Source organism: Natronolimnobius baerhuensis (genome assembly GCF_002177135.1).
GTDB lineage: Archaea > Halobacteriota > Halobacteria > Halobacteriales > Natrialbaceae > Natronolimnobius > Natronolimnobius baerhuensis.
In genome coordinates this window covers 1,125,072-1,139,101 of sequence record NZ_MWPH01000002.1, presented here as the reverse complement: position 1 = coordinate 1,139,101, position 14,030 = coordinate 1,125,072, and the positions used below count along the sequence as shown (strand labels likewise).

At 61.7% G+C, this 14,030-nt stretch carries 18 protein-coding genes; 12 read left to right on the top strand and 6 right to left on the bottom strand.

The features are described 5' to 3' along the window. Positions 1-96 precede the first annotated feature (96 nt). Genes ahaH through B2G88_RS11920 form a run of 8 tightly spaced genes read left to right on the top strand, consistent with a single transcriptional unit; the run spans position 97 to position 8,102 of the window. Positions 97-429, top strand: a complete 333-nt coding sequence (gene ahaH, locus B2G88_RS11955) for an ATP synthase archaeal subunit H (protein WP_054862638.1) — start codon at positions 97-99, stop codon at positions 427-429. Beyond that, positions 416-2,656 (top strand): V-type ATP synthase subunit I, encoded by a 2,241-nt coding sequence (locus tag B2G88_RS11950; RefSeq protein ID WP_087714864.1) that lies wholly within the window; start codon positions 416-418, stop codon positions 2,654-2,656. The genes ahaH and B2G88_RS11950 overlap by 14 nt, the downstream gene beginning before the upstream one ends. A gap of 2 nt (positions 2,657-2,658) precedes the next feature. Then, a complete protein-coding gene (locus B2G88_RS11945; RefSeq protein WP_087714863.1) occupies positions 2,659-2,919 on the top strand; it encodes a hypothetical protein in 261 nt (86 codons plus the stop codon). 23 nt (positions 2,920-2,942) lie between these two features. Then, complete coding sequence (locus tag B2G88_RS11940) at positions 2,943-3,524, top strand: V-type ATP synthase subunit E (protein WP_087714862.1); 582 nt, start codon at positions 2,943-2,945, stop codon at positions 3,522-3,524. Next, positions 3,521-4,573 (top strand): V-type ATP synthase subunit C, encoded by a 1,053-nt coding sequence (locus tag B2G88_RS11935; protein WP_087714861.1) that lies wholly within the window; start codon positions 3,521-3,523, stop codon positions 4,571-4,573. The genes B2G88_RS11940 and B2G88_RS11935 overlap by 4 nt, the downstream gene beginning before the upstream one ends. Beyond that, entirely contained in the window at positions 4,570-4,905 is a 336-nt protein-coding gene (locus B2G88_RS11930; RefSeq protein WP_054862639.1) for a V-type ATP synthase subunit F, read from the top strand. The genes B2G88_RS11935 and B2G88_RS11930 overlap by 4 nt, the downstream gene beginning before the upstream one ends. A gap of 3 nt (positions 4,906-4,908) precedes the next feature. Continuing rightward, complete coding sequence (locus B2G88_RS11925; RefSeq protein WP_087714860.1) at positions 4,909-6,672, top strand: ATP synthase subunit A; 1,764 nt, start codon at positions 4,909-4,911, stop codon at positions 6,670-6,672. 2 nt (positions 6,673-6,674) lie between these two features. Beyond that, entirely contained in the window at positions 6,675-8,102 is a 1,428-nt protein-coding gene (locus B2G88_RS11920) for an ATP synthase subunit B (RefSeq protein ID WP_054862640.1), read from the top strand. 58 nt (positions 8,103-8,160) lie between these two features. Here B2G88_RS11920 and B2G88_RS11915 read toward each other — a convergent pair whose 3' ends face one another. Then, on the bottom strand, positions 8,161-8,415 hold the full coding sequence (locus B2G88_RS11915) for a hypothetical protein (RefSeq protein ID WP_054862641.1): 255 nt from the start codon (positions 8,413-8,415) through the stop codon (positions 8,161-8,163). A gap of 65 nt (positions 8,416-8,480) precedes the next feature. Between B2G88_RS11915 and B2G88_RS11910 the strand changes: the two genes are divergently transcribed. The 3 genes from B2G88_RS11910 (at position 8,481) to B2G88_RS11900 (ending at position 10,207) form a co-directional block, all read left to right on the top strand. Then, on the top strand, positions 8,481-8,702 hold the full coding sequence (locus B2G88_RS11910; protein WP_054862642.1) for a zinc ribbon domain-containing protein: 222 nt from the start codon (positions 8,481-8,483) through the stop codon (positions 8,700-8,702). Positions 8,703-9,025: 323 nt separating this feature from the next. Continuing rightward, on the top strand, positions 9,026-9,742 hold the full coding sequence (locus tag B2G88_RS11905) for a V-type ATP synthase subunit D (RefSeq protein WP_054862643.1): 717 nt from the start codon (positions 9,026-9,028) through the stop codon (positions 9,740-9,742). Positions 9,743-9,808: 66 nt separating this feature from the next. Next, entirely contained in the window at positions 9,809-10,207 is a 399-nt protein-coding gene (locus B2G88_RS11900) for a DUF6276 family protein (protein WP_054862644.1), read from the top strand. 56 nt (positions 10,208-10,263) lie between these two features. Here B2G88_RS11900 and B2G88_RS11895 read toward each other — a convergent pair whose 3' ends face one another. The 5 genes from B2G88_RS11895 to B2G88_RS11875 form a co-directional block, all read right to left on the bottom strand. Further along, positions 10,264-10,683 (bottom strand): DUF5811 family protein, encoded by a 420-nt coding sequence (locus B2G88_RS11895; protein WP_054862645.1) that lies wholly within the window; start codon positions 10,681-10,683, stop codon positions 10,264-10,266. Positions 10,684-10,752: 69 nt separating this feature from the next. After that, positions 10,753-11,244 (bottom strand): pyruvoyl-dependent arginine decarboxylase, encoded by a 492-nt coding sequence (locus B2G88_RS11890; RefSeq protein WP_176393226.1) that lies wholly within the window; start codon positions 11,242-11,244, stop codon positions 10,753-10,755. 56 nt (positions 11,245-11,300) lie between these two features. Beyond that, a complete protein-coding gene (locus B2G88_RS11885) occupies positions 11,301-11,543 on the bottom strand; it encodes a hypothetical protein (RefSeq protein WP_087714859.1) in 243 nt (80 codons plus the stop codon). A 61-nt stretch (positions 11,544-11,604) separates the two neighbouring features. Then, positions 11,605-12,465: a tRNA pseudouridine(38-40) synthase TruA gene (gene truA / locus B2G88_RS11880; protein WP_087714858.1), complete on the bottom strand. Its 861-nt coding sequence runs from the start codon at positions 12,463-12,465 to the stop codon at positions 11,605-11,607. Between the two features lie 19 nt (positions 12,466-12,484). After that, complete coding sequence (locus tag B2G88_RS11875; protein WP_054864218.1) at positions 12,485-12,877, bottom strand: carboxymuconolactone decarboxylase family protein; 393 nt, start codon at positions 12,875-12,877, stop codon at positions 12,485-12,487. A gap of 113 nt (positions 12,878-12,990) precedes the next feature. Between B2G88_RS11875 and B2G88_RS11870 the strand changes: the two genes are divergently transcribed. Further along, positions 12,991-13,950 (top strand): nucleoside hydrolase, encoded by a 960-nt coding sequence (locus tag B2G88_RS11870; protein WP_087714857.1) that lies wholly within the window; start codon positions 12,991-12,993, stop codon positions 13,948-13,950. The last annotated feature ends 80 nt before the right edge of the window (positions 13,951-14,030 follow it).

The window sequence follows — 14,030 nt, the reverse complement described above, 5'->3', positions numbered from 1 at the left end:
TGACTCACACACGCCCTGTCCACGATTCGCCCCATGGCCGGGTGGGTTTCGCAACTACCATATACGCGCTCTATCAAAGGTTCGGTTGCTTAGAGTATGCCGAGGCCAGAGGTTCTCGAACGAATACAGTCGGCGGAGGAGGAAGCCGATGAAATCGTCGCAACGGCGGAACAGGAGCGCGACGAGCGAATAGCCGAGGCCCGGGAACGAGCCGAGGAGATTCGTTCGGATGCGCACCAAGAGGCACAGGAACGCAAAGAGCGCCACCTCGAGGAGGCGCGCGATGAAATCGACCAAGAGTGCGAAGCGGTCCTCGAGGAGGGCGAAAGCGAACGGGAGGCGCTTGCGTCACAGGCGCAAGACCAAATCGACGAGGTGACCGACCACGTCGTCGACCTGTTCCAGGAGGACGTCCATGTTCAGACCTGAACAGATGAGCAAGGTCTCGGTGACCGGTTCCAAGGCAGTCATGCCAACGGTCATCGAGACAATTCACGACCTAAACCTGGTTCATCTCTCCGATTACGACGGCTCCTGGGAGGGGTTCGACAACGGTACCCCAATCGAAGGGGCAGACAACATCTCCGAGAAACTGGTGACGGTGCGTGCACTCGAAAGCACGCTCGACCTCTCGGACGGTGACGTCGAACCGGAGTCCGGCCCACTCGCAGACGACTGGGAGTCCCGACTCGAGGAGATTCGAACGCAGATTAACAGTCTCGACGACCAGCGCAGCGACGTCCGTGAGGACCTGCGCCAGGTCGACGAGCGTATCGACCGCGTCGCGCCCTTCGCGGAACTGGGGATCGAACTCGACTTGCTCTCGGGGTATGAGTCCGTCGAGGTCCTCGTCGGTGAAGGATCGACGAACACCGTCGAAACGGCACTCGCCGCAGACGAGAACGTCCGTGCGTTCGAGACGTTCACCGGCGGCGACGTCGTCGCAATCGTCGCTGCACCGGCCGACGGTGCTGGCGAGGGAATCATTGACGACGCACTCGTCGGCGTCGAATTCCAGCGTCACGAGATTCCCGACACCGACCGCGGGCCACGCGCCTACGTCGGCGAACTCGAGGATCAAAAACGCGACCTCGAGAACAGAATCGACGAGATCGACGCCGAACTCGAACAGCTCAAGTACAACGCTGGGCCGTTCTTGCTTCGCGTCGAAGAAGACCTCTCGATTGAGTCCCAGATCACGGATGCGCCCTTGCAGTTCGCGACGAGCGACCGGGCGTTCATCGCGGAGGGCTGGCTGCCCAGCGATGACTACGAGCGACTCAAGACGGCGCTGCGCGATGCCGTCGGCGAGAGCGTCGAGATCGAAGAACTCGAGCGGGCGAGCTACGACCGACACGGCTCGACCCACACCGAGGACGTCGCACAGGGGACCCAGAAGGCAAAAGCCGACGATGACGAAGGTCCCGATGCAGACGAAGACAACCAACAGCAAAAAGCCGTCACCGACGGCGGCTCTGCGGTCACGATGGGCGACGAACCGCCGACGATCCAGAACAACCCGAAGGGCGCAAAGTCCTTCGAGGCGCTGGTCAACGCGGTTAACCGGCCCAAATACACCGAACTCGATCCGACGATTTTCCTGTTCCTGACGTTCCCACTGTTCTTCGGATTCATGATCAGTGACGTTGGGTACGGGCTGCTGTACGTACTGGTCGGATTCTACATGTTCCAGAGCTTCGAGAGCCCTGGCATCTCGAGTCTCGGTGGCGTCGCGATGTGGTGTGGAGCGTTCACGATCTTCTTCGGCATACTGTTCGGAGAGTTCTTCGGCCTCCACGAACTCGGCTACATGCTCTTTGGCGAGGGCGGCGCGCCAATGGGAGACAAGGGTCTCTCGCCAGCGACGTCTGACTTCGTCTACGCATGGCTGATCATCGCCGTCTTGCTCGGTGTGCTCCACCTGAATATGGGGTGGATCATCGACTTCGCGGAGAACATCCTGCACGGTCACGGCCTCTGGGGAGCGATTACCCACAGCGGCTCGTGGCTCCTGATGCTCAACGGGATCTGGATCTGGGTGTTCTCGGCACAGGGCGCTGGCACCAAGCCTGAGTGGATCTATACGACCTTCGACGGCGAGCCGTTCGCGCTCGGATTTAGCGGTTTCCCGTTGATGGACGTTTTCACCATCCCGGCTGGTATCGGCCTCATCGGCGGACTCGATATTACGATTCCGCTGTTGATGATCGTCGCTGGCCTCATCCTGCTCGGTCTCGGTGACCCTGCAGAACTCGCAGAGTTCGTGATGCCGTTCGCACACGTCGTCTCGTATGCACGAATCACGGCTGTATTGCTCGCCAAGGGTGGGATGGCGTTCGTCGTCAACCTGCTCGCCTTCGGTGCCGTCCAGACCGAAGAGGGCTCACGCCCCTTCATCGCCCCATGGACTGGCTACACACCGGCTGACGGAGAGGTCATGTTCGAAGGCCTCTTCCACATGGGCCCAGCTGCCTTCGTCGCCGGTATCCTCGTCCTGATCGTTGGCCACATTGTAGTCTTGCTACTTGGTATCACAAGTGCCGGATTACAGGGTATCAGGCTCGAGTACGTCGAGTTCTTTGGGAAGTTTTATGAAGGCGGTGGCAAGAACTACGAACCGTTCGGAACCGATCAAACCCACAGTGAGGATCAATAACAATGGAACTTGCACTTGCGGAAATGGTAAACGGCGTACTGCAGAATGGTGAAGTGAACGAAGCACCCTTCCTCGAGGGTGACGCTGCGTCGGCACTGGCAGTCGGTCTGGCCGCACTCGCAGCAGGCTATGCAGAGCGAGGTATCGGTGCAGCCGCAATCGGCGCAATCGCCGAGGACGACGATCTGTTCGTTCCAGGCCTCATCATGACCGTCCTTCCTGAGACGATTGTGATCCTGGCACTGGTCGTTGTCTTCGTCTAGACACACTCCCCTTTCTCTCACCAATGAGTTTGGACACAGTCGTCGAAGACATCAGAGAAGAGGCCCACGCGCGTGCGGAGGACATCCGCGACGACGCCGAGTCTCGCGCCACCGAGATCGAATCGGCTGCCGAGGAGGACGCCGAGGAGATTCTCGCCGACGCCGAGCGTGAGGTCGAGCGCGAGGTCGAGCAGTTGCGCGAACAGCGCCTCTCCAGTGCGAAACTGGAGGCGAAACAAAAACGTCTGGAGGCCCGACGGGACGTCCTCAGTGACGTTCGCGAGCAAGTCGAGTCGGCACTTGTCGACCTCGAGGGAGACTCACGCGAGGAACTAACTCGCGACCTTCTCGAGTCTGCAAGCGTCGAGTTCGACGAGGGTGACGACGTCAGTGTCTACGGTCGTACGGACGACCAGGACCTGCTCGAGTCGATCCTCGCCGACTACGACGGCTACGAGTACGCCGGCGAGTACGACTGCCTCGGCGGCGTCGTCGTCGAGAGTGACCAGTCTCGCGTCCGAGTCAACAACACGTTCGACTCGGTGCTCGAGGACGTCTGGGAAGACAACCTTCAGGAGATCAGTAACAGACTCTTCGAGCAATGAGCCTAGGTGCCTCGAACACGGAATACGTCAATGCTCGCGTTCGGTCACGACGAGCCAAGCTGTTCAGTGACGAAGAGTATCGGAAGTTGGTCCGGATGGGGCCAAGCGGCATCGCCCGGTTCATGGAAGAGTCGGAGTACGAACGCGAGATCAACGAGCTCGGGGCACGCTTTTCGGGAGTCGATCTGATCGAGTACGCGTTGAACCGAAACCTCGCGAAGAACTTCCAGGAGCTACTCGAGTGGTCCGAGGGTCGTATTTACGACCTTATCAGTCGCTATCTGCGGAAGTTCGACGTCTGGAACCTGAAGACGATCATCCGCGGGATCTACACCGACACGCCAGCCGAGGAGATCAGGACGGACCTGATCATGGCCGGCGAACTCGAGGATGCAACAATCGACCGCCTGCTTGAGGTCGATGAGATCGAGGATGCAATCGAAGTTCTTGCAGGCACGATCTACTACGAGCCGCTCTCGGCCGAACTCGAGGCGTTCACCGAAACCGGGACGCTTGTTCCGCTCGAGAACGCCCTCGACCGAGAGTTTTACGAGCACTTGCTCGACGATCTTGGCCGGCCTCGAGAGGGGCCACAGGCGAAGTACGTCGAGTTCCTGCAGGCTGAAATCGACTTCCGGAACGCACGGAACGCCCTGCGACTCGCTCGAAGCGGTGCCGACCTCGATCCGGCGAGTTACTACATCGAGGGCGGCGTGTTGTTCGACGGGTCGGAGCTCAGCCAGCTCGTCACCGATTATGACGACCTCGTCGATCACATCGCCGACAACAAACGCTACGGTGACCGACTCTCGGGAGCGCTCCGCCAACTGCGTGAGGCTGACAGCCTTATCCAGTTCGAGCACGCACTAGACGCTGCGTTGCTCGAGTACGCCGATACGCTCTCGAGTATTTATCCGGTCTCGGTCTCGGCCGTGCTGTCGTACATCCTCGCGAAAGAACGCGAGGTCGAGAACATCCGCGCCATCGCGCGGGGTCGCGAGGTCGGACTCTCCGAAAGCGAGATCGAAGAGGAGCTGGTGATCCTATGAGTCAGGAAATCGCAGTCGTTGGCAGTCCCGAGTTTACGACCGGCTTCCGACTCGCGGGCGTTCGCCGCTCCGAGAACGTGCCGGACGACGAGAAGGAGACGAATCTGGACGACGCCGTTACCGAGGTCTTAGAAGACGACGGCGTCGGCATCGTCGTCATGCACGATGACGACCTCGAGTATCTCTCGCGCGGCGTTCGCCAGAACGTCGAGACGAGCGTCGAGCCGGTCGTCGTCACCATCGGCAGCGGAACGGGTGGCGGCGGACTGCGCGACCAGATCAAGCGAGCGATCGGTATCGACCTTATGGACGAAGACGAGGAAGACAGCTAAACTATGAGCCAGGCAGAACAACCTGAGACCGTCGACAAAGACGGTGTAATCGAAAGCGTGAGTGGTCCGGTTGTGACCGCCACGGACCTCGACGCCCGGATGAACGACGTCGTCTACGTCGGCGACGAAGGGCTGATGGGAGAGGTCATCGAGATCGAAGGGAACCTGACCACGATTCAGGTGTACGAAGAGACCTCCGGCGTCGGCCCGGGCGAACCCGTCCAGAACACGGGCGAACCGCTCAGCGTCGACCTCGGACCGGGCATGATGGACTCCATCTACGACGGCGTCCAGCGCCCACTCGACGTCCTCGAGGACAAGATGGGGACCGCATTCCTCGACCGCGGGGTCGACGCCCCCGGTATCGACCTCGAGAAGGAGTGGGAGTTCGAGCCGGAAGTCTCGGAAGGCGATGTCGTCGAACCCGGTGACGTCGTCGGTGTCGTCGAAGAGACGGTCACTATCGACCACAAAGTGATGGTCCCGCCGGATTACGAGGGCGGCGAAGTCACGTCGGTCGAGAGTGGCGCGTTCAACGTCGAGGAGACGGTTGCCGAACTCGACAACGGCGAAGAGATCCAGATGCACCAGGAGTGGCCGGTCCGTCAGGCCCGACCCGCTGGTGACAAGGAGACGCCGACCGAGCCACTCGTCACTGGACAGCGCGTTCAGGACGGCCTCTTCCCACTCGCAAAGGGTGGGACGGCAGCGATTCCTGGTCCGTTCGGATCTGGGAAGACCGTCACCCAGCAGCAACTCGCGAAGTGGTCCGACGCGGACATCGTTGTCTACATCGGCTGTGGTGAGCGTGGCAACGAGATGACCGAGGTCATCGAGGACTTCCCGGAACTGCCGGACCCACAGACCGGGAACCCGCTGATGGCCCGGACCTGCCTCATCGCAAACACGTCGAACATGCCCGTCGCAGCGCGTGAATCCTGTATCTACACGGGAATCACGATTGCAGAGTACTACCGCGACATGGGCTACGACGTTGCACTCATGGCCGACTCCACTTCCCGGTGGGCAGAGGCCATGCGTGAAATCTCGAGTCGACTCGAGGAGATGCCCGGCGAAGAGGGCTATCCCGCATATCTCGCCGCGTCGCTCTCGGAGTTCTACGAGCGCGCCGGCAAGTTCCAGCTGATCAACGGCGGCGAAGGGTCGATTTCGGTCGTCGGCGCAGTCTCGCCACCGGGCGGGGACTTCTCCGAGCCGGTTACCCAGAACACGCTGCGTATCGTCAAGACCTTCTGGGCACTGGATGCAGACCTCGCCGAGCGTCGACACTTCCCATCGATTAACTGGAACGAATCGTACTCGCTGTACAAGGACCAGCTCGACCCGTGGTGGGAGGACAACGTCGAAGACGACTGGTCCGACGTACGACAGTGGGCCGTCGACGTGCTCGACGAAGAGGACGAACTCCAAGAGATCGTCCAGCTCGTCGGTAAGGACGCGCTGCCAGAAGACCAGCAGCTCACGCTCGAGGTCGCTCGCTATCTGCGTGAGGCCTGGCTTCAGCAGAACGCGCTCCACGACGTCGACACCTACTGTGAACCCGAAAAGACCTACCGGATGCTGACCGCGATCAAGACGTTCAACGACGAAGCCTTTGATGCCCTCGAGGCCGGTGTTCCGGTCGAAGAGATTCAGGCTGTCGATGCGGCACCGCGGCTCAACCGGATGGGGACTGCCGAGGAGTACGACGAGTTCATCGACGAAGTTGAAGACGCTCTCGAAGCACAACTGCGAGCACTGTACTAACGATGAAAGAATACCAAACGATTACGGAAATCAGTGGCCCACTGGTGTTCGCCGAAGTCGACGAGCCCGTCGGATACGACGAAATCGTCGAAATCGAGACGCCACAGGGAGATACCCTGCGTGGGCAGGTACTGGAATCGAGCGACGGACTCGTCTCGATCCAGGTGTTCGAAGGGACAAGCGGCATCGACCGCAACGCCTCCGTTCGCTTCCTGGGCGAGACGATGAAGATGCCCGTCACCGAGGACCTGCTCGGACGTGTTCTCGACGGTTCCGGGAACCCAATCGACGGCGGCCCAGAAATCGTCCCCGACGAACGACAGGACATCGTCGGCGAAGCGATCAACCCCTACTCGCGTGAGTACCCCGAGGAGTTCATCCAGACCGGTGTCTCTGCCATCGACGGCATGAACACGCTGGTTCGCGGCCAGAAGCTCCCGATCTTCTCTGGCTCCGGGCTGCCACACAACGAACTCGCACTCCAGATCGCCCGTCAGGCGACTGTTCCAGAAGAGGAAGAAGGCGACGACGAGGACGGCTCCGAGTTCGCTGTTATCTTCGGTGCGATGGGTATCACTGCGGAAGAGGCAAACGAGTTCATGGACGACTTCGAGCGCACCGGCGCACTCGAGCGCTCCGTTGTCTTCATGAACCTCGCGGACGACCCGGCAGTCGAACGCCAGGTCACGCCGCGACTTGCACTGACGACCGCAGAGTACCTCGCCTTCGAGAAGGGCTATCACGTGCTCGTCATCCTGACGGACATGACCAACTACTGTGAGGCACTCCGAGAGATCGGTGCCGCACGTGAGGAGGTCCCGGGCCGACGTGGCTACCCCGGATACATGTACACTGACCTGGCACAGCTCTACGAGCGTGCCGGTCGAATCGAAGGGCGCGAGGGATCCGTTACCCAGGTGCCGATCCTGACGATGCCTGGCGACGACGACACGCACCCAATCCCTGACCTGACTGGCTACATTACGGAAGGCCAAATCATGATGGATCGGGACCTGAACAGCCAGGGTGTCGAGCCACCGATCAACGTCTCCCCAAGCCTCTCGCGGCTGATGGACGACGGGATCGGCGAGGGCCTCACCCGTGAGGACCACGGCGACGTGGCCGACCAGTTGTTCGCCGCCTACGCAGAGGGGAAAGACCTGCGTGACCTCGTGAACATTGTCGGTCGTGAAGCACTCAGCGAACGGGACAACAAGTTCCTCGACTTCGCAGACCGCTTCGAGGCCGAGTTCGTCCAGCAGGGATACAACACCAACCGAACCATCGACGAAACACTCGAGATCGGCTGGGATCTGCTGTCGGCACTGCCGAAAACGGAACTCAACCGTATCGACGAAGAGCTTATCGAAGAGCACTACCGCGAAGACGTTGGCGAGGGCGCAGCCGCCGAACCCGCCCAGGCCGACTGATCGGACGCGACCGTCGCGCAGTTTTCTTTTGGCTCCTCACCTCGAGTGGATGCGCTGTTCAGCGTTCGTCCCAGTAGGACCCCTCTGATTTTGCCCTCGAGTCGGAGTCGTCCTCACGACGTTCGGCTGGGCGCGCGCTCGATGATGACGCTGCGTGCTCGCGAGTACCGCCGCGTGCTTTCGCGTCCCGTTCGGCGTCAGCCCGGTCGACGACCGTTGGATTCGATGTCTCGGATTCGAGTAGTAGATACAGTCCAAGCGTACACGCGAGGCTAACACAGAGAACAAAGAGGATGAGTATCCCACCGGCCATCTGATCGTCTCCTCGCTACACTGGTTGAACATAAAACACTTACTGACTGACACAGACTGGTACATATGGTCGAACACACCCATTCTGATGGGGCTGACGACGGCTGTCCAAAGTGTGGACACACTGAAACGGAAGTCGATGACATCTCGACGACTGGAACCGGTCTCTCAAAGTTCTTCGATATTCAGAACCGCCGCTTCCGTGTCGTCTCCTGTACGAACTGCGGCTACGCCGAACTATATAAGGGCGGGAAGACGAGCGATATGGTCGATCTATTCCTCGGGTAACGTTTCTGCGCGCCGTTGCTCGCTTGGAAACGTCTACGGCGAGGGTGCGTCGACGTTCCTGCTGTCGGACGCGACTGAAAGCGAGACTCGCCGCCGCTTGCTGTTGCGCGGCGTGGGATACGCGCTCGGTGGCCTCCTCGCCGTCGGTCTCGGGATTCCGATCCTCGCTACCGGCTTGCTGCAACGGGCTGGGATTTCTCGTCCGGTCAGCTTGTCGTCACCACTCTTTTGCCCTCGAGTCTCTCCCGCACGAGGACGACTGTCCACGGGCGTGACTGAAACTGTAAACAGTTATCCGACTGGGAGCGCAACCTCCCCTCAAGATGGCCAAGGACGTCAAGCCCACCCGCAAGAACCTAATGGAGATCGAGGATCGGATCGAACTCTCCGAGCGGGGGCACGGGACACTCGAGAAGAAACGGGACGGGCTGATCATGGAGTTCATGGACATCCTGGACAAGGCCCAGGACGTTCGTGGCGACCTCGCAGACGACTATCAGGACGCCCAGAAGAAAATCAACATGGCACGCGCCATGGAGGGTGACGTCGCCGTTCGCGGGGCTGCCGCAGCACTGCAGGAACACCCCGAGATCACCACCGAATCGAAGAACATTATGGGCGTCGTCGTCCCACAGATCGAGTCCTCGCGCGTTTCCAAGAGTCTCGACGAGCGTGGCTACGGTATCATGGGCACCTCGGCTCGGATCGACGAAGCCGCCGAAGCCTACGAGGACTTACTCGAGAGTATCATCCTCGCCGCGGAAGTCGAGACGGCGATGAAGAAGATGCTTCGCGAGATCGAGACCACGAAACGCCGTGTCAACGCACTCGAGTTCAAGGTCCTGCCGGATCTCTACGAAGGCGAGGAGTACATCGAGCAGAAACTCGAGGAGCAGGAACGCGAGGAGACGTTCCGTCTGAAGAAGATCAAAGAGAAGAAAGAACAGGAAGAGAAAGAAGCGCGTCAGGCGGAGGAAGCAGACGACCTCGAGGATGTCCAGCCGGATACGTCGGCTCAGTCACCGGCAGCGAACCAGTAACGCTGCGCACCGAATTCGGAGGACGCGACGCGTATCTTGTTGTCACTGCCGATCTGTACTACTGCTATGACCAGTTCCTGTGCCAGTTGCGACGCACCGACGATTACGTTTGCGCTGCCCGAGGAGTATCGGAGCCACGTTCCTGATGACGCCGCGAGCATCTGTACGCGATGTCTCACGCTCGAGGCTGTAGCCGAGCGCCACGCCTCGGGTGATCCTGACTTTTCGCGCATCAGCGACGCCTTTCCGACGCGCCTCGAGCGGGCGATTCCACTCGCCCTTGCACTCGGGTTGTGTTCCTCGTTGGCGACGAATCGGGAGGCACTCGAGTCACTTCTGCGGGCGGTCGAGCAAAAAGGAACGGACCCGTTACTGGTAATTGACCGCCTCTGTGCCGACCCGACGGTTGAGCCGGCGATTGATCTCGAGCGCCGACAGCACCAACTCGAGCAGTTGCTGTACTGAGTGACTGGTGAGCGAGTGAAAAGCAACCGGACGCGGTGTGGAGCGTTCCGGAGAGATTAGCGGGCAGTCGGGGTGACGTTGTTGCCGATGGCCTGTTTGACCTGCAGGGCGGCGCTTGCGGCGAGGCCACGGGCGACCTCGTCGCGCTCGTCGGGAGCAATAACGCCGTCGGTGAGGTCCGGTGTATCGCTGTCAGCGTCATCGGCGTCCAGATTCGGGGTGAAGCCAGCACTGACGGCGTGACCGATCGGTGGTCGGACGGCGACGGTCACCTGTGGGCCGGTGGCACCGGTCGAGATTTCGGAGTCAACGATGTACTCGTTCGGGAGGAACTCACGTGTCTGTGCAGCGATGCGGGACACGTCTCGATGGAGGAGTCGCTTTTCGTCCTTCGAGAGGTTCGGAACGTCCGCCGCGGCACGCTTCCCAGCAGCTGTCTCACCTGGTATCCCTGCGTACGGCGTATTTCCGTTCATGAGAAATGTGTACCGCTATCAAAGTGCCGACGGGTCAAAAGCGTTCGCCTTCAGTCAATCACCGCAGCGTTAGAGGATCGGATCGCTATCGCCGTACACCGCCAGTACGAGCGCCGTTGTGTAGGTTCCCGAGTCGGCCCGATTGCTTTCGACGCAGACTCGAGGCTCGGTAAACTCCCAGTCTCGAAGCTCTTGGCCGGCGGCCAGTCCCTCACGAACGCGGCGTTCGACGTCCTCACGGTCCATCTCGCCGGCGGTCTCGTAGAACAGCCCGGGACCGTCATCGACGGACTGTGACCAGGCCAGTGCCGCGCTTGCGCGGCCGGGTCCGGCGGTGGTCGCTCGGGCTTCGACGACAGTGAGTCGCTCGCCTGCCGGGCCGAGGTCCGGCGCTGTGCCAACGGCTTCGACGTCGGTGGCGGCCGGAATCACGGAGGAGACCGACACGAGATTGTAGTTTTCCACGCCGGCGTCGGCGAGTGCGGTGTCGTATGATGACATCGCCGTGGGGCCGGAACCGGTTCCCCAGACGACACGGATCATGTCCGAACTCGAGGTCATAGTCGCTCTCGGAGATGCGCGGCGTAAGGCGTTGCGATTCGGGTGTCGATACCGGCTCAGCCGCGCATCTCGGCGTCGACTGCGGTTCTGACGACGCGAGCAACGCCGAGTACCGTGATGAACGATCCTGCAAGCACGAGCGCGACGAGCAAGAACACCCCGAACGCGGTTGCGCCGACGTTCCCGTAGCCAAACAGCGGCGCGGTCGCGGTCTGCCCGATCATGATGACGAGCAGCCCTGCTGCGACCCGAAACGAGGCCCGCCAGTACGCACCGTACTCTTCCGGCGACAGTTCCATGCTCGCTCGTGTGAAGCCTGCCGTAAAAAACGCTTGTACACGGCCGCCTGCAGCGGGTCGCTCACTTGAGGGCGTCTCCGTCTCGCTCGTTCGCATCGCTGTCGGTCCCCATCTCGATATGGCCGGCCACGCGAGCCGCGGTCTGGTGCTCGAGTCGGCGCGTCTCGAACACCGCTCGAGCGCGCTCGGCGGCCTCCGGATCGACAGTGAACTCGAGAGCAGGGTAGTCGACGGCGGTCAGGACGAGTGGCTCCGGTGGCGCGGGGGAGATCCCCTTGTGACCGGGCAAGGGATCGGGATCAAGCGCGCGCTCGAGTGTCTCGAGCGAGGCGTTGCCAGTGCCGACGTCGTGGGCGAGCGAGACCAGTTGACGGACGAGTTCGCGGGCGAAACCACCCGCGGTGACGGTGACGACGAGATAGTGGCCCTCGCGAGTCGCCTCGAGCGTTGGCGCGCGCTCGGTGTTGTGATCGTCCGGCGTGAGGTTGTGGAAATCGTGCGAACCGGAGAGTGCCTCGCAGGCCGCAGCGAATCGGTCGTCGTCGACGGCGGATTCGGGTGCGTGCAGGTAATAGGTGTACGTCCGGCGGGTCGCGTGATGGGTTGCGTGGAAGTCATCGGGCGCGTCCGCGCTCGCCCACGCGCGAACGTCGGCTGGGAGGGTGCTGTTCAGCGCGCGCGGTGTGAGCCAGTCTGGGACCTCGAGCGTGATCGTCTGGGCGAGCGCCGAGACGCCGGCGTCGGTTCGCCCTGCTGCAGCGTAGCCTGCGGGTTTGGACGCGTCGGCTGCGAGCACCTCGAGATCACGGAGCGCGTCAAAAATGGCGTCTTCGACGGTTGGAACGTCCGGCTGGCGCTGGAAGCCGTAGTAGCCGGTGCCGTCGTAGGCGACCCGGAACGCGCGCAGTGAACTGGACGACATCGGTCAGTCTCTGGGCTGACTACGCGAAACACCGTGTTAGGGGCGTCGAACTCGCCCTCGTGCGAGGCGGAGTCCTATCCTCCTCAGTACTATCCGTGATCCAGCTGAGTGCGGCCATTGCCTGCGGAAAGCCGGCCGTCGGAATCGCGAGGATGGCGACCTGTTTCAGCGTCTCGGGTGGGATATCTTCCTCGAGCCCGCGGCGGGTGTGGGAGTGGACGGCCCCTTCGGACTGGGCGGCAACGGCCATCCCGAGTTTGACGAGTCGTTTCGTCTCGTCCGCAATCGGGCCGGACTCGGCACAGGCCTCGCCGAGGTCGACGTAGGCGTCCCAGACGTCGGGATACTCCTCGGCGAGTTCGCCAGCAGTTGCGGGCAGTTCGTTCGCGGGATCCTCGAGTTCGTCTGCCATAGCGTTTGGCGCATCACCACCAAGGCTGGTAATGGTTTGTTCGAACGCGTCCGGCGAGCGCCGTCACTGCCGCCTCCCGGCGTTTTATGCCCACGGCACACCCATGACACCATATGACGCGCCCGGTGTTGATCGATACGGACCCCGGCTGTGACGACGCCGTCGCGCTGGTGCTGGCACTCGAGCATCCCGACCTCGAGGTGGTCGGACTCACGACCGCCCACGGGAACGCGCCCGTTTCCGAGACGACGGCAAACACTCGGGGCATCCTCGAGTTGGTCGACCGGGCCGACGTCCCGGTTGCCGTCGGCGCTGACCGGCCACAGAACGTCGCGCTCGAGACGGCCGAGCACATCCACGGTGAGGGCGGCATCCGCGGCGAGGTGCCAGCGCCGACGGCAGCGACCGACCCAGTCGACATCCACGCCGCGCAGTTCATCGTCGAGCAGGCCCACGAACACGATGGCGACCTCGTACTGGCGGCGATTGCGCCACTCACGAACGTCGCGCTGGCTCACGCCCTCGAGCCCAATCTCCCGGAACTGCTCGACGAACTCATCATCATGGGCGGGGCGGCGTTTACCCAGGGCAACGTGACGCCGCTCGCGGAGGCGAACTTTCACTCCGACCCCCACGCAGCCCAGCGAGTCGTCCGCGATTGCGAGCCGACCATCGTCGGCCTCGACGTGACAGCACAGGCAACGTTTCCGCCGGAGCGCCTCGAGTCGCTCTCGCGGGACGACCCGCTCGGGCTCTCCGTGTTCGAGTGGCTCACCTACTACGACGAGGCTACGCTCGAGCGCTACGGGATCGAGTCGGCGGCGATCCACGATGCCCTCGTGATCGCGGAACTGATCGACGACGATGTCCTCGAGACGGCGTCCTATCCCCTGACTGTGGGCACCGACGGCGATCTCGCCCGCGGCGCGCTCGTCCCGGATGCCCGCGGGAGTACTGACGCGCCAGTCAACGGCCGCGTCGCACTCGAGGCCGACTACGACCGGTTTCGGGCAATTTTGGGCGACTCGCTCGAGCGACTGCTCGAGTCCGGTGACGCCCAACCGCCTCGATAAAATGATTTATATTTGATTTGTTTTCCGAACCGCGACACTCAAATACTCTGGACGGCAACGATATATACGAATTCGACGTC